The organism is Lentilactobacillus otakiensis DSM 19908 = JCM 15040 (assembly GCF_001434145.1).
GTDB lineage: Bacteria > Bacillota > Bacilli > Lactobacillales > Lactobacillaceae > Lentilactobacillus > Lentilactobacillus otakiensis.
The window spans coordinates 153,670-173,618 of record NZ_AZED01000011.1; the positions used below are offsets into that span (position 1 = coordinate 153,670).

A 19,949-nucleotide genomic window follows, 5' to 3' on the forward strand; every position below is an offset into this window, starting at 1 on the left:
TTCTTAATTTAAAGCCCAAGCACCCATTCCTTGTGATTGGTAAATCCGTGCTGCATCATTTACTTGTTCGCGCCAGTCATTACTTGTTGTGTAAAGTGATTGGTACAAACCATGAGCAGTTGAACTTGGGTTTTGTGCTGTTGGGTCGTTTCTTGATTCACGGTAACTGATGGCCATCCAAGTTGATGCTGAAACACCAGTCTTTTGTTCCATCAATTGTGCAGCCTGTTGAGCAACTGAACCACTAGTAGCAGTTGTAGTTGAAGCTTGTGATGCTTGACTGCTTTGAGTAGTTGTCTGTTGTGCAGGTTGGCTGTAACTCTGTGTCTGTTGTGTAGTCGTTGCAGTTGCTGCATGTGCGCTACCCTGAGTATTTGATGAACTGTTTGCTGATGGGATTGATAACTTCTGTCCCACAACGATAACATTTGCATCCTTAAGATTGTTGGCACTCTCGATAGCCTTGACTGAGGAATTGTATTGTTGTGAGATTCCCCATACGGTGTCGCCCGACTTAACAGTAACAACTGTGTTTGCTGAAGCATAAGCTGATCCAGCGAAGAAAAGTCCGATTGCTGCTGCTGAAGTAGCGAAGATCATAGATAATACTTTTTTCAAAATTACACACTCCTATATCTGTGTTCTGTGTCTAGAATTTTTGTCGACCTCATCGATCAACAATACATAGTGTATAGTTACGAAGTTACCATCAAATATCACGCGTATTAAGAATACCTGTTCGTATGTAACTAATGTAACGAGAGAGTAATGTTTGTCAAACTAAAAATCTATGATCTGGAAGTAAAACGTTGTTAAAGTGGCAATGCTAAACGTTTTCACGTGTTTTCAAATGTTTCAAACCGATCCCGGTAAAGCCACTAATGATTGAAAAAATCGGGGAAGAAAGGCTAAATATAGCAAATGGCAAGTACTCAATTGTTGGTACTTGGAGTGTATTGGCCGCAAAAACACCAGCGACACCCCACGGAATCAGGTAGTTAATCACTGTTCCCCCATCTTCAAGTGCCCGACTCAAAGCCACTGGCGCCAATTTAGCTTTGTCGAAGGTTGATTTAAAGGCATTTCCTGGCAGGATCACTGAAAGATACTGTTCACCGACAAAGATGTTGACACCGATTCCGCTCAAAATCACAGCCAGAATCAATGAGCCATTTGACTGTAACTTTCGTGATAACGGCCCCATCACAGCGTCAATCACGCCGAATTTCATCAGCAGGCCACCAAGCGCCAATGCTGAAATGATCAAGGCAATTGTCGCCATCATGCTGGCAATCCCCCCACGGGTCAATAGATTGTCGACATTTTTATTACCGGTCTGTGAAACATAGCCACTGGTCAAGGTGTTAACAACAGCCTGAATTTTCGTTTTGGGCTCTTCGACATAAAGCATCCCCACAGCAACCAAGATGTTGATAAACAATGTTGGGATCGCAGGAATTTTCCGCCAGGCACATAAAAACATGAGAACAATAGGAAGAAACGCCCAAAGTGAGATACTGAAATGTTGAGTCAAAACGTTGACAGTCTTATCGATTGAAGCCGTATTTAGTTGTGCATTTGTGCGCCCAACTATGAAAAAGACAATTAATGAAGTGAAAAACGCCGGAATCGTTGACCACATTAAATTCCGAATATGGCTGAATAAATCTGCTCCAACTACTGCAGAAGCAAGGTTGGTTGAATCTGACAAAGGTGAAGTCTTGTCACCAAAAATGGCACCAGAAATCACAGCACCAGCAATCATCGCTGGGTTCACGCCCATCGTCAACCCCATCCCAAGAAAGGCGATTCCAATCGTCGACACCACAGTGAAGGCACTTCCAATTGCCGTTCCAACAATCGTACAAACCAGAAAGACTGATGGTAGAAACCACTCGGCACTGATGAGATTAAAGCCATACACCATTAGAGATGGAATAACGCCGGCAGCGATCCATGAACTAATCAGGGCACCAATCAAAATAAAAATAAACATCGGAATAATACCGGTTGAAATCCCGTTAATAATTCCTTGATTCACTGAATCCCAAGAGAATTTGCGAACTTTCGCCCAGCCAATCAACAGTAAAATAACAAATAATATGGGAATTTGTGGCGAAATTTGTAATTTAATCACGCTAAATCCCATGATTACCAGCATAAATAGTAGAACAATAATCCCCTCAGTTAGACTAATGCGCGGTTCTTTGGCTTCATTTTCCATTTTTAATCTCCCTTTCGTTGCATAAAAAAAGTCCCCAATCCAATTAAGGATCAGGGACGCTTATCACGTGGTACCACCCAGCTTAGCCGTTCGAAAACGACTCACTCACTAGATGATATCGGCTCTAGTTATTATCCGTCAAAATTCACCACGGTATTTCGTCAATCAGCCCTGACCGGTTCGCATTACCCACCGGCTTTCTGACACCCAGACTGATTAACTACTTCATATGGCGTTTTAAATATCAAATTAATAATTGGTGCTTCGAACCCCAAAGTATTCTTCAGGATAATAAATCTTCCCGCCTTTATGAAATAAGGCACCATCGAACAATGGCTTAATCAAATTGGCGTTAAAATCAACGTTCACAGTTGGCAAAATGTTGAAATTATCAGCTGGCACATAGTTATTCTTGAAGAAAAAGTCAGAATTATCAATTGCACTAACGGCATGATAACCGGCCAAACGAGCCCGAGTTTCCAGCTCAATCACCATTTCCTGACCAACACCATCGTTTCGGTAGCCTTGAAGAACACCGATTTCAACGATGGACACAATTGGGAATTTGACCGTGGCAGAACGAACCGTTGCCGGTACCATCAATGCATGGCCAATTACACGATGATCCGAATCCTTGGCAACAACTTCAAACTGCTCATTATATCCGTCACTTGAGCGAAGTCGGTCGACCATATCAACCTCGTCGCCGTCTGTGTTGGGCCCATCATTCTTATAACTATCTGCGATAATACCTCGTACAGCCGCATAATCTTTGCGATCAATTGTCTCTACTGAAAATTTCACAATTTCATCTCACTATCTATATTTTTCCAACTTGTCTATAATTATATCTAAATGGTATCACAAATTTCAGGGAAAGTTGGTCAACCATGTCAACAAAATCTAAACTAACCATAATTAGCATTTTAACATATTGTGCCTTTATTATCTTGGCTTTATTTACCAATATTCTATCGCCCGCTAAAATTGGGATCACCTGGACCGTCTTTTGGTACATCGCTGCCGCCGGAATTGTGTACTATCTCTGGTTCAAAAATCTGATCTTCCAACGAGTGATGTACTACTCAAAAGAACTCGGACTCACGCAGACTGATTTAGCAAAAATGCTCCCTAATCTCAAGCAGAGTCAAGTGGTCCCCGATCCAACCAAGCGTGCAATTATCGCACCGATCCTTAATTTCCCATTGCAGGGGTTGGATATCCTGAATTCCAAACTGACACCAATGGCAAAAGAAAAAGGCATCAAACCATTTCGGTAAAATGCCCAACCAGATTTATTCGACTTCTGCGATTTTTTGATCAAAATATTTTTTTAACTTCTCTTTGGGATAAATGCCGCTGACTTTTTCGGCAGCCTTGCCATTTTTAAAAACAACCAAGCTGGGAACGCTGAGCACATGGTACTTTTCTGCAATCTCCTGATTCCCGTCAACATTCATCTTGCCAAAGTGAATCCGATCACCATAATCTTTTTCCAAATCTTCCAAAATTGGGTCCAGAATCTTACATGGGCCACACCAGGGAGCCCAGAAATCGATGATGGTGATTTTATTATTGGTTTCTCTTGTTAAATTATTAGGCGTTATCTCCGTGCTCATCTTTTTGCCTCCGATTCTTTCGTACATAGTGAATAATCAAAGTAATGATCACAGCTGCGATCACGATACCACCAAATGCGGTGGCTGGAATTTCAATGTCAATTGCTGGAATCGACAGGAACAATTTTAAAGCAATGATGGCAATTAACACGTACGCCATCGGTTGGAGTTCCGGGATGATCCCCATTAGTTTCATGATGACTTCGGCAACCCCCCGCATCGCGAGGATTCCGATCATTCCACCCAGGAGAACAATTACTGGGTTCGATGAAATTGCCAGTGAAGCCAAGACGGAGTCAATCGAGAAAACAACGTCCATAAATTCAATTTGAGCAACGACTGACCAGAAAAGCGAAATGCCGTGCTTCTTCTTGCTGGCCAGCTTTTTGGTTCGGACAATTTTCGTCTTCCGAAAAAATTGGTAAACCAGATAGAATAGATAAAGTGACCCAATTACTTTGATTTCCCAAAAGTGAATCAAGTAAGTTCCGGCCCCGATAATTAGGAAGCGGAAAAGATAAGCGCCCCACAGCCCATAGAACAAGGATTTTTCTCGTTGGACTTTGGTTGGTAGTGCTTGAGTCTGTGCGGCAAGGACAACCGCGTTATCAACCGACAACAGACATTCAATCGTGACCAGTGACAAAATAATTAGCCAATCACTTCCGCTACTGATTACCGTCTCCCAATTATGGGGATCAAAAAATGGACCATATAAGTTAGAAACCCAATTCAACAATGTGGCATTCACCTCGACAAATTTTTAGACTCTTGCATTTAAAGCTTTCAGATCATAATTACTAAGATGATATTCAACAATCAGATGATTCAATTTTGAGGCATAATGCGGATCGGTTGCATAGCCATTCTCCTGCAGCAGCCGGGTTGATTGACGATAGCTCAAGATGTTCTTTGACTTAATGAACTTTGCACTCACCAACTGATTATGATCAGCAATCGACGACGCCAGATTCGGGTACTTCCTGAATTGTGCCAAGACTTTGATCGATTTGCCGTTCTCAATTTCACGGGTGTAGAACTGAACCGATTGTCCCCGGTAGGTGCCCTTAATTCCAAATAAATTATTAGCATCAGTCGACAATTCAGACGTCCCAAACTGAGATTCCAAAATGGCCTGAGCAATCACCACACTAGGCAACACTTGGCGATTCTTGACATAAATCTTAACTGCAGGATTACCGACCTTGCTGATAAAGGTTCGTTTTTGCTGCGCCGAAAAATGATGTGGCTTTTTTTGAACCAAGGTTGGTACTGACTGGGTTTGCGAGCGTTGGCTAAACTGCCCACGCAAGGCAATCCCAGCTGCTAAAACGGCAAACGTTAAGAGCATTATTAAAATAACCCGCCAACCTTGTTTTCGCAACTTCATTTCTCCCCACAAATATCCTCAATACATTAGTTTAACTCATTGAAGCTGATTTTATCAGCCACATTGAAAAATTTTACTTCATTTGAGTGAATTAATTCATCGGTTAGTTGAATTTTAGTCACAGATTTAGCATGATACGACTGGTAATAGTAGTTGCGACTCTCACAGCAGACCGCTGCCCGATACACCGAATAGGTTGGCTGGTGCTCCCTACTCTTAGGTACGTTAACCGAGTCCAAAATATGCCAACAATTATCAAATGCTTCATTTTCATTTTGGGGAATATCAATTCGTTCCTTCAAATAGGATGCACGGACAAATCTTGAGCCTGGTGAATATGAACCGGGTGGAATTGACTTTCCGGATACGTTGCCAGTCGTCACTCTTGGCGTGTTCAATGGAACCGTCCCATTCAAAAAATCTGGGGTAAAGTCCAAATACTTATTCAGTTTCTCAATTTGACGGTCAAAATGATTACTGTTGGTCAAAACGCCAAGTGGATTTTCGATGATTTCAATTGGGGTCGTGACCGGTTCAATCACCACAATTCTGCCAGTGGGATCGCAAGCCGCAAAGTGCAGCTCACTGTGACCATACTTCATCAGGCTATGTTTGTCTGCCATTAATTCAATTTCTTCAATGTGGTCCTTGATATCGGCTACTGATTGATAATTGGACAGCAAAAAAAACGACAACTCAAAAGGTGCCAGGTGAATTTTATCAACACCCGGTTCTTCGACCAATTCGCTGCCATTAGTAAAAGTCAACTTTTGGACAGCCAAGCCAAATTCGTTCACCCCATCGGACATGTCGATCCGTTTAGCATGCTGATGGCCTGAACCCAGCGTGGCATACTTTGTCACGTACTTTTGATCATCGTAAACAGAATGCCAGGCATAGTTGCGCGGTACAAAAACGGGATGTGCCCCCAACTGCGGCCAATCCATCGTCCGCGACAGCACATGAGCGCCATCTTGTTGACCAATTTGGAATATACTTGTACACACTTTGAGGCCCTCCCATCAAAATGACTTGGATAAATTTTACAATAATTTTTCCAATATACCACAAAACGCCCGAAACGTATCGCACTACCCCTTATAAAATGGTAAACTCTTAATATATGAGCCTTTTTCATACATACATATTTAGGGGACGAACTAATGAAGGAAACTATCGCAAAATTACACAAAAATCGCTTATTCACGCTGTTAGTATGGCTGATTATTACATTTATTGCAATTATAACCGCTCCCAACGTGACCGATACACTGCAATCTTACAGTCAACCGACTTTTAGTCAGAACTCTCAGCCTGCTCAAGCACAGCAGCTGCGCAAAGATTGGGGATATAACCTGGGAAAAACGTCGACAATTAACGTTGTCTACACCAACCCAAAAGGCAAAATTACTCCTCAACAGCAGACTAAGATTGACACAGCTTTAAATAAATTAAAACAGCATCAGTCATTTTACAGCATCAAGAAAATTGTCACGCTTAACACCAACGTTGCCGGTAAACAGCAGTTGCTATCCAAAGATGGCTCAACTCAGATTGCCAGTTTGGATATCGACGCTAAGAGCAACACACTCCGAGTTCTGACCAACGAATTAGTGAGTGAAGTGCATGTTTCAGGACTGAAATCATACGTCACCAGTCCTGAAATTGTCCGCGACGTCAATAATGAAAAGACCGCTCAAGTGACCAACATCGTCTTGATTACCTTATTTGTGGTTTCAATGTTGATCGTCGGGATTTACTTCCGTTCGCTGTTCGCACCCATTATTTCATTTATCACCCTGTTTGCGGCTTTCGTGACGTCATTCAGTGGATCCGTCGCCTTGGCAAAACATTTCCACTTTGCGTTCACACAGTATGCACCGCTTGAAATTGGGATTGCCACCGTTGTGATCGGAACGATTTGGAATATTTATATCTACCGAAAGCTCAGAAGTGTCCTTTCCATGCAGCGGGAAGCCCGATATGCCACTCAGCAGACCATTTCTGATTTGCGTTTCCCAATTACGATTGTTGGCAGTGCATTGGCAATTATTTTCGCCTGCTGTGGGTTTATCAATTATGACCAACTTCAATCACTGTGGGTCCTCGGAATTACTTATGTTGTGTTGATGCTCGCCGTTCTAACTTTGAACGCCGTCTTTATGGCAGCCCTCGGTGAAAGTATCTTCTGGCCTTCAAACGCCCCACTGACTGCCATGAAATCGCATTTCTGGAACCAGGCAACCGATTTCTCACTGTGGCAGCCGATTGCAGCATTTTTGGTCGTCCTATACCTGACGCTACCGTTCATTTACTTCTATCACACAAGTTTGAATTTCTCACCAATGACCAATTTGACGCAGACTAATCAAGCTGTCAAAGGCGCCCATGTGCTTCAAGCTCATTTCTCTGAAGGCAAAGCAACCCCGATCACCATTTATCTGAAGAATGATCAACCGCTGGATAATGAGAAATACCTGCAGCATCTGGATCAGTTAACCACTAAATTACAGCATACCAAAGGCGTGAGTGCCGCATATTCATTGACCCAGCCAAGCGGTATGCCAATCGAAAAATATTATGTATCGAATCAACTGGAATCAATTGGTTTAAACGCCAAGGAAGCCACTGGTCAGCTTTCTCAAGCATCCAATGGGATTGAAACCAGTGGCAGCAATCTGAACTTGTCAGGATTGAAGCAACAAGTGAAGGATATGCAGAATCTGGTTAAAAAGAGCAACCAAATTGTGGAAGACAGCTCGAGTTTGGCATCCCAGGTTAACAGCGTGGCCGCCAACTCCAGTGTCTCCGTTCAACAGGGTGCTTCACGCCGGGTCCGAATGTATCAGCAAAAGATCAATGAATTGAACCAATCATTACAAAGTGTTTCATCGGGTATCAGTCAGTTAAACGCTGAAGGTTCGGTCATTCAGAATTACGGCCAAAACAGTGCTAATAATTTGCAAAGTTACAGTCAGCAAATCAGTCAGGTCCAAAAACAATTAAAGCAAGTCAGCAGCCAGGTTAATTCCTCAACTGATCAGTTGAACAACATTTATGATTATTTGAATGGCCTCCAAAAATCTGGGGCAGCAAATGTTTATTACATTACGAAGGCGCAACTCGCTGACACTGATTTCTTACAGACAATGTTAAATTACACGAGTCAGGACAAGAAGATTACCACCATTCAAGTCGTCATGAAAAATGCGCCTTCCAGCAAGACCAATGTCAAACAGGTCAAAATGTTGGAAGAACAGGTTGGCCTCCAATTAAGAGGTACCCCACTTTCTTCTGATCAAATTGCCTTCACTGGCGAACCGGTAACTCAATCGATGAATCAATCGAAGTTAAATCATCATTTCATAACTTTACTCGCAATTGTCATCATCGGCATTTTGGCAACCGTCTTTATCGTCAGTCGCTCAATACTACAACCACTTTATTGGACCGTTGCGTTCGTTATGTCAGCGATCACTGGTTTCCAATTGACATACTTGACGATGCATTATGTTACTGGCACCAATCAATTCGATTGGCAGGTCCCAGTGATTGCCGTTAGCATCTTGACTGCGATCGCTGCTTGGCAGATCATCGCGCTGGGATTGTCATTCAGGTACACGGAGCTTTCATTACTCGAATGGATTCGGCCAACGATGGCCAGTTATGGCAAGATTGTCCGTTACATCCTCTTGGTCGTCATTGCACTCGCCATTGGATTAACCTTCGGCGCATCATTTGCGATGATTGAAACTGCCTTGATTGTCATCTACACGGTTTGTGTCTATTATCTGATCTTGCCGATGATTGTCACTTCGATGGGCAAATTAGCAGTTACTTTACCAAATAAAAAGAATATTTTGAAGAACAAATAAAGAATTTATTAAGTTTAATATTTCTAAATGATCATAATCGAATAAATTTTGCAAAATCATCCACAAAATTGTTCAAAAAAGACATTCAAATGAATTTGAATGTCTTTTTTGCTTGCTCAGTGAAAAACACTTCTGCAACGGTCGATGAAAGCGGTAATTCACAATCTTCAGACTGTTTGTTGCAGTTGTTGTGAGACATTTAACTGCATTGCAAATTGTTTGTTACACTTTTGCAACAATTCATTGGTATTGTTATCACTGTAGATTTGATAGGGGAGTTGTTGATAAAAGATGAAATTACATACAAAAATATTGCTAACATTAGTAGCATTCTTCACATTATCATTCGCAGGTTTCCAAGATGCTCAAGCATCAAAAGCCGCTGACACTGACGCATCTTATTCAGCCGTATACAAGGTTGCTAAACAAAACCTTGGTAAGCCATATGTTTATGGTGCTACTGGTCCTTCAGCATTTGATTGCTCAGGATTTACAAGTTACGTTTACAAGAAAGGTGCGAGTGTTTCACTTCCCCGCACTGCTCAAGCTCAATACAATGCCGGCCAGAAGGTTTCATACAAGAACTTACAAAAAGGTGATCTTGTATTCTTCGGTTGGAGTGCCGCATCAATTTCTCACGTTGGTATGTACATCGGCAAAGGTAAGATGATCGATGCTCAAAACCGCGGTGTTATTACTGAGACTGTTAAAGCACCATGGTGGAACTACGTTGGTTCTGCTCACGTTGTTAATTTTGATGCAGATAACGATACCGATGATTAATTTTTAACACATAGTAACATAACAACAATTCAATCAACTACCATAAAAGAGGCTGGGAACATTCATTTGTTTCCAGCCTCTTTTTGCTTGCATATCAATTCTGTTTTGTCAAAACGAGTTCGCTTGGTATATTGGTAGTAGATAACCTTTCAAAGGAGTCTCTCTTATGAATGATGAAGCTAAGTTACCTAATGCGCCAGACATTGGTGACTACCTGAAAGTATTCGCCTGTACGGCTGTCATGCTGCAAACGATTCTTGGCTTGGCATTACAGACTCACCCTAGTCTTGCCGTTCAAGCTGGTATTGGGATAACCTACAATTTAATCAAGTTTACTGCGCCAGCTTTCATTGTTGGCATTCTTTACACGACCATTCGAGTAACCGGTGGAACTAACTTAACTTACCACGGTTATCTCGGTCAGATGTGGCACTCACTTTTCGTGCCAACCATCCTCTGGACCGCCATATATTTGTTGGCAATGCCCTGGGTTCAACAGGTCAGCCACGACCATACCCCAGTTCAGTTTGCTTGGCAGTTTGTTAATGGCAACGCTGCACCCCACCTTTGGTACAACTCGATGATGCTACAGTTCATTATTTTAATGCCGGTATTTTGGGGACTCGCTAAATGGTGTGGGAAACGATCAAAGCATGGAATAGTCACGTTAGTCGCAACAGTCATAATATATTTCAGCTGGATCATTTTCTATGACCTGCAAGTCTTCCACGGCCCACACATGCGTGACTGGTATCTGTTGGATCGCCTTTTTATCAGCTTTCTGCTTTATGGCGTCTTGGGAGTACTCGCTTGGCAATATCGCGACTTCACCGCCCATTTTTTGAGAAAATGGTGGCTAACCATCACTTTGGCCGCGATTGCGGCATTCATTTGGATTAACGTTGAATTGTTTTCATTCAAATTTCCTATTCTGCTCACCAACGCGCCCTACTACAAGCCTTCCATGGCCATCTATGATCTGGCAGTTATCGGATTGATTTCAACACTCGCAGTGGTTCAAATTAAACGCCGGCTTCCAATCACTCAAACAATCCATATCATGGCAAATTATGCGTATCCAGCTTTCCTGTCCAATGTCTTTTGGGACCAGCTGCTCTGGCTGGCATTCGGTAGAAAGTTGACGATCGCCCAACCAGTGGCGGGAATTGTGATGACCTACGTTGGCACTTGGGTTCTGTCGTTTGCTTCAGCAGTGATCATTCACTGGGTATGGACTCGGATCCGGGAATGGTCTTCAAAATAAAAGACTGGAACAAAAGTGTAAGCTTTTGTTCCAGCCTCATTTTAAATTGTCTTATCCATATTCACATGCGTGATTCCGACTTCCGTGAACGGTTCACCATACTGCCGAAAGCCCAAGGTTTCATAAAACCCGATGGCTGTTGCCTGAGCGCCCAAATAAAACTTCGGGGCGTCTTGGAACATCGGATCAGCTAAAATATATTTCAAAAGCTGCTTGGCATACCCATTATTCCGAGCAGCTTTTTCTGTTGCCACCCGCTGGATATGCACCCCATCTTTGGTGACGGTTGTCCGGGCAGTGACGACGGGCGAACCGTCTACATATCCCACGAAGTGAATGGCATCCGAATCGGTGCCGTCAAATTCCGCTGATTCATCAATCCCCTGCTCTTCGACAAAAACATGATGGCGAATGTTTCGAGCATCCTGATAAACGTTGTCTAATTGATCTGTTTGTTTGATTTCCAAATTCTTCCCTGCTTTGTTCTTCAAATTATTGTTCGTTAAACGACACAACTTGGATGTTGTCCCCATCAACTTCAAGTTTCGTCAAGCTACCGTTAGCTGGCCGCTCAGTCACATCATACTTGCCGTTACCATAACGTTCAACGATACTCAGCAGTGTATTACCATGACTGATCAATAAAACATTGTCGCCGTCTTTAATATCCTTGTTGCTCCTAATTAAATCAAAACCCTGATCCAATCGTTTCCAGTATTCGTCATTATTTTCCGCTTGATGGAATGGATCAGCATCCTTCAAGTAATCCTTAGCTTTACCAATTGAATATTTCTCAACGATATCCCTAAAGGTAGGCAATCCGTGAGGTGCACCTGCTAAGTACCAAGCCTGGCTCATATCATTGCCTTCGAAGTAGCCGTAAAACTCCTCTCGGAAAAACATTGAGGTGATTGGCGAATCAATGTCTGAAGCATCATTTTCATCTAAAATTTTTTGGGCGGTCTGCTCAGCACGGGTCGTGTCACTGCAATAAGCAGCGACAAATTTTGTGTTCTTGAGCTTTTCGCCAGTGTCAGCAGCGTTTTGAATGCCTTTATCTGTAAGTGGTGAATTACTCCACCCCTGCAGCTTGTTATAAATGTTAAAGTAGGTCTGTCCGTGACGAACCATGTACAAATTAAATTTACTCATGATGACACATCCTTTACCCTTAATACCTAAAGTATACCAACTTTTCTGGACGGCGCGCACCCAAAATCAATTTAAGATTTCGGCAAAATCACTTGATTTTTATTATTTCTGCGCGTTTTTTTGATAAGATAAAGCAAGTAATTATTTTAAGGAGCATACTGTTTTGAAATATATTAATTGGGCCCTGGAAAAATGCAGCACACGAAAGGGTTTTATCATTCTATTAATCGTCTGCTTTTGGGCCAAGACCATGTTGGCCTATTTTGTCGACCTTGGGTTGGGAATTACCAATCCATTCCAATTCATCATCGTCCTCATTAATCCACTTGCGACGACAACTTTATTGCTTAGCATTGCCCTTTATTTCAAGAAAAGCCGATTCTTCTACCCGTTGGCGCTCCTAATTTCAATTTTGAATACGGTTTTGCTTTACTTAAATGTGATCTACTTCCGTGAATTTACTGATTTCATGACCGTCAGCACCATGACCGGTTATTCCAAAGTCAATCAAGGCCTCAGCGGCAGTTCACTGGCGCTCACCAACGTTCACGATATTCTGTACTGGATCGACCTGGTCTTAATCATCGGCTTACTGATTTTTAAGAAAATCAAGATTGACCCTCGGCCATTGAACCGGCGAATTGGTATGGCTGTTACCTCGTTTTCAGTCCTTTTCTTTGTCGTTAACCTATCTTTGGGAGAAATGGATCGGCCACAGCTATTAACCCGAACCTTTGACCGTACCTACATCGTCAAATATCTTGGGCTGGATGCCTTCACCGTCTATGATGGCTTGAAGTCCCAGCATAATAACGATTTGCGGGCCACTGCCACCAAATCGGAATTAAATGATGTGTTGAAGTTTACCCGGAAGCATTATGCTAAACCCAACAAGAAATTCTATGGGACTGCCAAGGGTAAAAATGTCATTGTCATTCACTTGGAAAGTTTCCAACAATTCCTGATTGGCAAGAAGATCAACGGCCAAGAAGTCACCCCGTTTTTGAATAAGCTCTATAAAAGCAAGTCTTCGTATGCGTTTAAAAACTTCTTCCATCAAGTTGGTCAAGGAAAAACATCAGATGCTGAAAATATGCTTGAAACCAGTACGTACGGCTTGCCACAGGGTTCATTGTTTGCCCAACTCGGTAGTGACAACACCTTCCAGGCTGCCCCAGCAATTTTGAACCAGCGTCGCGGCTACACCAGTGCTGTTTTCCACGGGAACATTGCCAGCTTCTGGAATCGAAACAACGTCTACAAGAACATGGGTTACCAATACTTCTTCGATGCCAGTTATTACAACACCACTGGTGACCGTTCTCTTGGTTATGGCCTAAAGGATAAATTATTATTCAGAGATTCAGTCAAATACCTGCAGAATCTGCAACAGCCGTTCTATGTCAAATACATTACGGTTACCAACCATTTCCCATATGATCTGGATAAAGAAGATACCAATTTCAAGACAACTAATACCGGTGATGACGTGGTTGACAATTACTTCTTAACTGCTCACTATTTGGATCAAGCTGTCCACGAGTTCTATAATTACATGCGTAAAACTGGGCTGTTGAAGCATTCAGTCATTCTGCTTTATGGTGATCATTATGGGATCTCCAATTCCGAGAATACCAATTTAGCCAAAGCATTAGGTAAGAATCCCGATGACTGGGACGACTTTGATAATGCCCAACTGCAACGGGTACCACTCATTATTGATGTGCCAGGCAAAAAGAACGGCTTTATTTCCAAGAAGTATGCCGGAGAAATTGACGTCCTGCCAACTTTGATGCACTTATTGGGAATTAGCAGTAAACGTTACGTCCAATTTGGTACCGATATCTTATCCAAACAGCACGACCAAGTCGTTGCCTTCAGAAACCAGGATTGGGTCAGTCCATCGTTCACTTCAATTAGCGGCGATATCTACTCGAATAAGACTGGGCAGCTGCTCAAGCTAACCAAACGACAGCAAGCACAAGTCAAAAAGGACAAAGAAAAAGTGGATACTGAGCTTTCACTTTCTGATTCGCTCAATGAAAAGAACTTATTGCGTTTCTACCATCCAAAAGGGTTCAAAGCCATCGATCCTCGGGATTACAATTACGCCGACCTCTATCAAAAGGAACGCCGAATTGAGAAACGTTTAGGCAAGAAGTCCACCAGCATTTACTCCAAAAATGGCGATAAGTCTACTTGGAAAGAATACTTTACTGATGCACCTGAAATTCACCATAAGACTACTGACAGTAACCGAATCAAGATTACCAATCCAGATGCAAATAATAACGATAGCAGTCGTTAAGGGGGGAATCTGAGATGGAACAAAGCACGAAAAAAATGAGTATTTTATTTTATAATATTCTGGTTGTTTCATTAGCTTTGATTTCCTTTGCCTTGGCATTTCTGGCGTTATCCGCAAAAATCACCCTCAGACAAGGGCCATATCGAGTTGTGTTCTCACTCATATGGCTCTTTTTCCTGATCGATTATCTTATTCGTTTCAAACGGGCAAAATCGAAAAAGGATTTTCTAATCTCCAACTTGTTCGATTTAATCGCTTTGATTCCCTCACATCCGATCTTTATTTTCTTCCGGATTGCCAGAATCTACTCGATCGTCCGCTACTATAACCTCTTGTGGCGATTTGGGCTTTCTGGAAAGTGGACCAACGCGCTGCATAAATTTTTGTACGACACCGGCTTCATTTACCTGTTATCAATTAGTTTGGTGATTCTGATTTTCAGTTCGCTGATCTTCGCATCATTTGAGCACGATTCGCTGCAAAATTCCCTCTGGTGGGCCATTTCAACTGCCACCACGGTTGGTTATGGCGATATCACCCCAAAGACCGATGGTGGAAAAATCATCTCAGCCATCTTGATGCTCGGCGGAATTGGTTTTATTGGTTTGCTAACATCAACGATTACTGATTTCTTCACTTCTCAAGATAATCATGATGACCAAACCGATGCGCTGAAGGACTTAACCAAACAGGTGACTCACTTGTCCCGACAGGTCAACCAACTCCAAAAAGAAATCAAAAAAGAGGAGAGCCATCAAAAGCTCACCCCAGCTAAAAGTCATAAGAAAAAATAGGAGGTATCCGAATAAACATGTTTGAACGAGGCGCTATTGAAGTCCACGATGCTTATCAAAACAACTTGAAGCACGTTGACCTAAGAATCCCCAAGTATGCAATCACCGTGTTTGCGGGATTGTCTGGCTCCGGAAAATCTTCTTTGGTGTTCGACACCATCGCTGCGGCTTCCAGGCGAGAGCTTAATGAAACCTTCCCCAGCTTTACGCAACAGTATTTGCCAAAATACGGTCAACCGCACGTTAAAAGTATTGAGCATCTCCCAGTCGCGATTGTCATCGAGCAAAAACGGATTGGCAAGAATGCTCGCTCGACACTTTCCACGTATACCGGGATCTACTCATTGTTACGGCTGCTCTTTTCTCGAGCTGGAAAACCATTTGTCGGTTACTCGGATACCTTTTCCTTTAATCTGCCTCAAGGCATGTGTCAGCGATGCCAAGGCCTGGGGTACGTTGACGATATTGATGCCAGTGCGTTGATTGATCCTGAGAAATCGCTTAATCAAGGTGCCATCACTTTCGTCAGTTTTGGGCCCAACACTTGGCGTTGGCGGCGGTATGCCTACAGTGGTTTATTTGATAACGACAAGCCACTCAAGGACTACACCAAGGATGAAATGAATACCTTGTTGTACGCACCCCAACACCAACTCAAGAACGCACCGGAAAAGTGGCCGCGGACGGCACTTTATGAAGGGGTCATTCCCCGCATTCGCCGGTCAATCATCGGCAAGCGCGAAGCCCAACATCACAAAGAAGCGCTGGCTAAAATTGTCACCAGACGCCCCTGTCCTGCTTGCCATGGAACTCGGTTACGCCCAGAAGTCCTTACTTGTACCATTAACGGCAAAAATATTGCCGATGTGCTGTCAATGGACTTGGTTCATGCTTTAAAATTTTTGCATGAAATCAATGTACCATTGGTCGCTGATGTGATTAGGGAGGTTGCCACTAAGATCCAATCGCTCATCGACATCGGCTTAGGCTACCTCACACTGGATCGAAGCACTGAAACACTGTCGGGTGGTGAAACCCAACGGATCAAGATCGCCAAATTCTTGACTAGTTCGTTGGTCGACATGGTCTACATCTTGGACGAACCTAGTGTCGGTCTGCATCCCCATGATATTCAGCTCATCAAGAACGCTTTGATTAACTTAAAAAACAAAGGAAATACGATCATGGTGGTTGAACACAACCCTGAACTGATCCCGATTGCCGATTACGTAGTTGAAATTGGACCCAAGGCCGGTCGCGGCGGCGGTCAGGTAACCTTCACCGGTACCTATGATCAGTTACTGAGTTCCGATACAATGACCGGGAGCTATTTGAAACGGCCATTGACTTATCGAAAGCCCCGACCATTTACCAAAACGATTTCTCTAAGGCATGTCAATACCCACAATTTGAAAGACGTCAGTGTCGACATTCCCCTTGGAGTGGAAACGGTCATCTCCGGGGTCGCTGGCTCTGGGAAGAGTTCGTTGGTGGATGCATTGCGGCCAAAGCTCCACGAACCCTATATCGATTTGGCGCAAGGTGCCATTGGAACGAATATTCGTTCAACCCCAGTCACTTATCTGGATATTTTAGATGACATCCGCAAGATATTTGCCAAGGCGTCCGGTGCTTCCACCAGCCTGTTTAGTTATAACGGCAAAGGTGCTTGCCCCCGCTGCAAGGGCAAAGGGGTAACCATCACCAACATGGCCTTCATGGATCCAGTGGTTCAAAAATGTGAAATGTGTGACGGCAAACGTTACAACGATGAAGCCCTGAGTTACCTGTATCACGGCAAAAATATCAGTGAAGTCCTTAATATGCCAATTGAAACCGCAATTAATTTCTTCAAGGATACCGATCAAATTTACGACAAACTCATCAACATGCAAAAAGTCGGCCTGGATTATTTAACGCTCGGTCAACCACTCACCACACTATCTGGTGGTGAACTGCAGCGATTGAAGCTGGCGGTTCAGCTGAATAAGACCGGGACCATCTATTTGTTAGACGAGCCCACTGCCGGCTTGCACATGAAAGATGTTGCCAAATTGATCAAACTGTTTGACGAGTTAGTGGCTGCCGGCAATACGTTGATTATTGTCGAGCACAACCTCGAAGTCATCAGTAAAGCTGACTGGCTGATTGACGTTGGTCCGGATGCGGGGATCTATGGTGGTCGAATTCTGTTCTCCGGTCTGCCAAAAGATTCGCAACAAGAACCACAGTCTCGGACTGGTCGGGCTTTGAAGCAATATAATTTGGATCGAGGATAAATAAAATAACAGCCATTCAGGAATATTTCCTGAATGGCTGTTTTAATGTACATATTAACGTTTAATCGATGTGCTGTGAATGGGACCTCTACGATCTGGATACAAACTCTTCATAATTGCATTTACCGCAATCGGTGCTTCCCCGAAGGCCGTCGCAATCAACGGTTGTTTGCCTTCATACTTGGAAACATCACCAATCGCAAAGACATTTTCCAAATTTGTTTTGCCGCTTGGCTGAACTTCAATGGTGCCACGGTTAATTTCTGGATGGGCCTGCCACTTGTTCAAAGCATCATCTTGCGCAATGAAGCCATAGTTAACGACAATTTTATCAACTGTCAGTTTCTTGATTTCTTCAGTCTTCATTTTCTTTGCTTCAACTTCAACCTGGCCGCTGTCCAATTGGGTGAGACCTTTGATTAGGTATGGTGTCACCGGTTCAATGGATGATTGAATCAAGCGCTCCACATTATGTTCCAAAGCGCGGAATTTGTCGCGACGATGCAACAGGTAAACTTTCTTAGCCACCCCATGCAGCAACAGCGCTTCATCAATCGCCGAGTCGCCGCCACCGGCAACCAGAACCGTTTGGTCACGGAACTGATCAAGATGCTTCACACTGTAAAATAAACTTTTACCTTCAAAATCGTCACTATTATCAACCGCTAACTTACGGGGATTAAATGCGCCAACCCCGCTGGCAATGATGATTGATTTGGTTTTCGTTACTTCATGATTGGTCGTCACTTGATAGCCGCCGTCAATTTGTTCAACATCGATGACCGTTTGATTTAATTTAACAGCCGTATCAGAGCCGCTGAGCTGCTTTTCCAGTTCATCGACTAATGTTCTGGCTTTGATGCTTGGATAGCCGCCAACGTCCAATATTGTCTTTTCAGGGTATAGTGCGGTGACTTGCCCACCCATTTCAGCTAAACTTTCAATAATCTGGGTTTTGGCATTGCGTAATCCAGCGTAAAAGCCGGCAAACATCCCGGCAGGTCCGCCACCGATAATTGTAATGTCGTAAAATGAATCAACTTCTGCCATTATTATTCTCCTATCGTTTATTCACTAATTTTTTCTGTTTACTTCGATGAACCATAATCTGTTGCCCTTGAAGCGTTTTGACTTCTCTCAGCCCAGCATCAATCATCACAAAGATCAAGAACCAGCCTATCACAATATCGATAAATTCCTGCAATAATGACACGCCAATTCCGGTATTGGGAATATCCCAATCCCACAAGGTGTGCAGACAAATCACAATCAAGAAGAACAGGAAAAATTTTGGCTTGGTGAAGAAATCGTGCAACGTAAACTGCCTTTTCCGTGTCTTACCAAGGATGACAGCCCCACCAATAATGGCCGCCCATATGGCATGAGTCCCGATTGCCTGGAAACTTCGGGTGAAGATTGTAAACAACCCATATTCGCTCACATATCCGGAACTCTCAAACACCGAGAAACCAGCGCCAATTGCCGCACCAATCAAAACACCATTAAAAATATAATTGGCTTTATACGTATTGATAAACAAAATAATGACCACGCATTTAGCCAACTCTTCGACAACACCGACAATCAGTGCCGATTCGATGCTGACCTCAGTTCTGATCGGCAGAATCATATAGAAGGTCATCGTCACAATCAGCGATAGGATACCGCCCACCAAGAAAATGACCATTGTCTGCCTGACTGAAATATTTTGATAGACGTTAATTTCAAAAAACATCATCAGTAATGAAAATGGGACTGCCAGTGACCCGATAAAAATAATTCCGGGGATGACTTTGTTGCTTTTGAAGACAAACAGCAGTGCCATCAGCATTACGAAGCTCACGGCCAGCACTAAGAAGACCCGGGTAAAGAACCACGGGGTCACTGGCCGGCTGGATACCTTTCGCAGACTGGGCGTCGTGCTTTTCGTTCCGACAATGAATAGTCGGTCGGCTTCTTCTCGGGTATGCCGCTTGAAGACTTCGGAAAACATTCGTGATAAATGAATCTCTACTGGACTGTCGGGCTCAGTTTCTCCCAAGTGTTTGGCGATGTTATCATCCAAATTATCATAATTTCGACGGACACCGGTCCACACCAGCGAGAAAAATCGAGTACCTAAATTTTTAACACTATTTTTCATAATCCACTCCTATGGTTGATACCATTAAGCGTAACTTACAAATTAATTGGTTTCAAGTTGGAAGCGGAATTGAGTTTCCAATAAAATTCGGTTATGATTGGGTAAAGGGTTTCCATCC

Annotated in this window: 18 protein-coding genes; 7 read left to right on the plus strand and 11 right to left on the minus strand. The window is 43.1% G+C overall.

The window, feature by feature from the left end:
* Nucleotides 1–3: 3 nt before the first annotated feature.
* The 3 genes from FD05_RS04510 to FD05_RS04520 all read right to left on the minus strand — a co-directional run bounded on the left by FD05_RS04510 (nucleotide 4) and on the right by FD05_RS04520 (nucleotide 3,028).
* A complete protein-coding gene (locus tag FD05_RS04510) occupies nucleotides 4–618 on the minus strand; it encodes a LysM peptidoglycan-binding domain-containing protein (protein ID WP_051990594.1) in 615 nt (204 codons plus the stop codon).
* A gap of 208 nt (nucleotides 619–826) precedes the next feature.
* Nucleotides 827–2,224 carry a Na+/H+ antiporter NhaC gene (gene nhaC, locus FD05_RS04515; protein ID WP_020280805.1) on the minus strand — a complete coding sequence of 466 codons (1,398 nt, stop codon included), beginning with the start codon at nucleotides 2,222–2,224 and terminating at the stop codon, nucleotides 827–829.
* A gap of 249 nt (nucleotides 2,225–2,473) precedes the next feature.
* Nucleotides 2,474–3,028 carry a GNAT family N-acetyltransferase gene (locus FD05_RS04520; RefSeq protein WP_020280804.1) on the minus strand — a complete coding sequence of 185 codons (555 nt, stop codon included), beginning with the start codon at nucleotides 3,026–3,028 and terminating at the stop codon, nucleotides 2,474–2,476.
* Nucleotides 3,029–3,114: 86 nt separating this feature from the next.
* On the opposite strand from FD05_RS04520, the gene FD05_RS04525 reads away from it, so the two are divergent.
* Entirely contained in the window at nucleotides 3,115–3,504 is a 390-nt protein-coding gene (locus tag FD05_RS04525) for a hypothetical protein (protein ID WP_039932636.1), read from the plus strand.
* Nucleotides 3,505–3,519: 15 nt separating this feature from the next.
* Here the strand turns inward: FD05_RS04525 and trxA are convergent, their stop codons facing one another.
* The 4 genes from trxA to FD05_RS04545 are packed head-to-tail and all read right to left on the minus strand — an operon-like array spanning nucleotide 3,520 to nucleotide 6,240.
* A complete protein-coding gene (gene trxA / locus FD05_RS04530; RefSeq protein WP_039932634.1) occupies nucleotides 3,520–3,843 on the minus strand; it encodes a thioredoxin in 324 nt (107 codons plus the stop codon).
* Nucleotides 3,821–4,579: a TerC family protein gene (locus FD05_RS04535; protein WP_081637857.1), complete on the minus strand. Its 759-nt coding sequence runs from the start codon at nucleotides 4,577–4,579 to the stop codon at nucleotides 3,821–3,823. Before FD05_RS04535 ends, trxA begins: the two co-directional genes overlap by 23 nt.
* 27 nt (nucleotides 4,580–4,606) lie before the next feature.
* Nucleotides 4,607–5,233 carry a glycoside hydrolase family 73 protein gene (locus tag FD05_RS04540; protein WP_235714305.1) on the minus strand — a complete coding sequence of 209 codons (627 nt, stop codon included), beginning with the start codon at nucleotides 5,231–5,233 and terminating at the stop codon, nucleotides 4,607–4,609.
* A gap of 26 nt (nucleotides 5,234–5,259) precedes the next feature.
* Nucleotides 5,260–6,240: a linear amide C-N hydrolase gene (locus tag FD05_RS04545; protein ID WP_039932627.1), complete on the minus strand. Its 981-nt coding sequence runs from the start codon at nucleotides 6,238–6,240 to the stop codon at nucleotides 5,260–5,262.
* A gap of 156 nt (nucleotides 6,241–6,396) precedes the next feature.
* Here FD05_RS04545 and FD05_RS04550 point away from each other — a divergent pair, with 156 nt between their 5' ends.
* The 3 genes from FD05_RS04550 (at nucleotide 6,397) to FD05_RS04560 (ending at nucleotide 11,155) form a co-directional block, all read left to right on the plus strand.
* A complete protein-coding gene (locus FD05_RS04550; RefSeq protein WP_020280798.1) occupies nucleotides 6,397–9,108 on the plus strand; it encodes an MMPL family transporter in 2,712 nt (903 codons plus the stop codon).
* A 291-nt stretch (nucleotides 9,109–9,399) separates the two neighbouring features.
* Complete coding sequence (locus FD05_RS04555; RefSeq protein ID WP_020280795.1) at nucleotides 9,400–9,891, plus strand: C40 family peptidase; 492 nt, start codon at nucleotides 9,400–9,402, stop codon at nucleotides 9,889–9,891.
* Between the two features lie 166 nt (nucleotides 9,892–10,057).
* On the plus strand, nucleotides 10,058–11,155 hold the full coding sequence (locus FD05_RS04560) for an acyltransferase family protein (RefSeq protein ID WP_020280794.1): 1,098 nt from the start codon (nucleotides 10,058–10,060) through the stop codon (nucleotides 11,153–11,155).
* Nucleotides 11,156–11,196: 41 nt separating this feature from the next.
* Here the strand turns inward: FD05_RS04560 and FD05_RS04565 are convergent, their stop codons facing one another.
* Nucleotides 11,197–11,622: a GNAT family N-acetyltransferase gene (locus FD05_RS04565; protein WP_020280793.1), complete on the minus strand. Its 426-nt coding sequence runs from the start codon at nucleotides 11,620–11,622 to the stop codon at nucleotides 11,197–11,199.
* A 25-nt stretch (nucleotides 11,623–11,647) separates the two neighbouring features.
* On the minus strand, nucleotides 11,648–12,307 hold the full coding sequence (locus tag FD05_RS04570) for a histidine phosphatase family protein (RefSeq protein ID WP_020280792.1): 660 nt from the start codon (nucleotides 12,305–12,307) through the stop codon (nucleotides 11,648–11,650).
* A 163-nt stretch (nucleotides 12,308–12,470) separates the two neighbouring features.
* On the opposite strand from FD05_RS04570, the gene FD05_RS04575 reads away from it, so the two are divergent.
* The 3 genes from FD05_RS04575 to FD05_RS04585 are packed head-to-tail and all read left to right on the plus strand — an operon-like array spanning nucleotide 12,471 to nucleotide 17,688.
* On the plus strand, nucleotides 12,471–14,615 hold the full coding sequence (locus FD05_RS04575; protein WP_039932625.1) for an LTA synthase family protein: 2,145 nt from the start codon (nucleotides 12,471–12,473) through the stop codon (nucleotides 14,613–14,615).
* Nucleotides 14,616–14,629: 14 nt separating this feature from the next.
* The gene (locus FD05_RS04580; protein WP_020280790.1) at nucleotides 14,630–15,409 is read left to right on the plus strand and encodes a potassium channel family protein; all 780 of its coding nucleotides are present in this window, start codon (nucleotides 14,630–14,632) and stop codon (nucleotides 15,407–15,409) included.
* A 17-nt stretch (nucleotides 15,410–15,426) separates the two neighbouring features.
* Entirely contained in the window at nucleotides 15,427–17,688 is a 2,262-nt protein-coding gene (locus FD05_RS04585; RefSeq protein WP_020280789.1) for an ATP-binding cassette domain-containing protein, read from the plus strand.
* A gap of 54 nt (nucleotides 17,689–17,742) precedes the next feature.
* Here FD05_RS04585 and FD05_RS04590 read toward each other — a convergent pair whose 3' ends face one another.
* Nucleotides 17,743–18,738, minus strand: a complete 996-nt coding sequence (locus tag FD05_RS04590) for an NAD(P)/FAD-dependent oxidoreductase (RefSeq protein ID WP_020280788.1) — start codon at nucleotides 18,736–18,738, stop codon at nucleotides 17,743–17,745.
* A gap of 10 nt (nucleotides 18,739–18,748) precedes the next feature.
* Nucleotides 18,749–19,831, minus strand: a complete 1,083-nt coding sequence (locus FD05_RS04595; RefSeq protein WP_020280787.1) for a PrsW family intramembrane metalloprotease — start codon at nucleotides 19,829–19,831, stop codon at nucleotides 18,749–18,751.
* Nucleotides 19,832–19,949 lie beyond the last annotated feature (118 nt).

Bases quoted from the DNA above. Each gene is read 5' to 3' on its own strand.
- FD05_RS04555 (WP_020280795.1), top strand. From the start codon at position 9,400: ATGAAATTACATACAAAAATATTGCTAACATTAGTAGCATTCTTCACA.
- FD05_RS04560 (WP_020280794.1), top strand. From the start codon at position 10,058: ATGAATGATGAAGCTAAGTTACCTAATGCGCCAGACATTGGTGACTAC.
- FD05_RS04570 (WP_020280792.1), bottom strand. From the start codon at position 12,307: ATGAGTAAATTTAATTTGTACATGGTTCGTCACGGACAGACCTACTTT.
- FD05_RS04595 (WP_020280787.1), bottom strand. From the start codon at position 19,831: ATGAAAAATAGTGTTAAAAATTTAGGTACTCGATTTTTCTCGCTGGTG.
- FD05_RS04525 (WP_039932636.1), top strand. From the start codon at position 3,115: ATGTCAACAAAATCTAAACTAACCATAATTAGCATTTTAACATATTGT.
- FD05_RS04580 (WP_020280790.1), top strand. From the start codon at position 14,630: ATGGAACAAAGCACGAAAAAAATGAGTATTTTATTTTATAATATTCTG.
- FD05_RS04550 (WP_020280798.1), top strand. From the start codon at position 6,397: ATGAAGGAAACTATCGCAAAATTACACAAAAATCGCTTATTCACGCTG.
- FD05_RS04590 (WP_020280788.1), bottom strand. From the start codon at position 18,738: ATGGCAGAAGTTGATTCATTTTACGACATTACAATTATCGGTGGCGGA.
- trxA (WP_039932634.1), bottom strand. From the start codon at position 3,843: ATGAGCACGGAGATAACGCCTAATAATTTAACAAGAGAAACCAATAAT.
- FD05_RS04585 (WP_020280789.1), top strand. From the start codon at position 15,427: ATGTTTGAACGAGGCGCTATTGAAGTCCACGATGCTTATCAAAACAAC.
- nhaC (WP_020280805.1), bottom strand. From the start codon at position 2,224: ATGGAAAATGAAGCCAAAGAACCGCGCATTAGTCTAACTGAGGGGATT.
- FD05_RS04540 (WP_235714305.1), bottom strand. From the start codon at position 5,233: ATGAAGTTGCGAAAACAAGGTTGGCGGGTTATTTTAATAATGCTCTTA.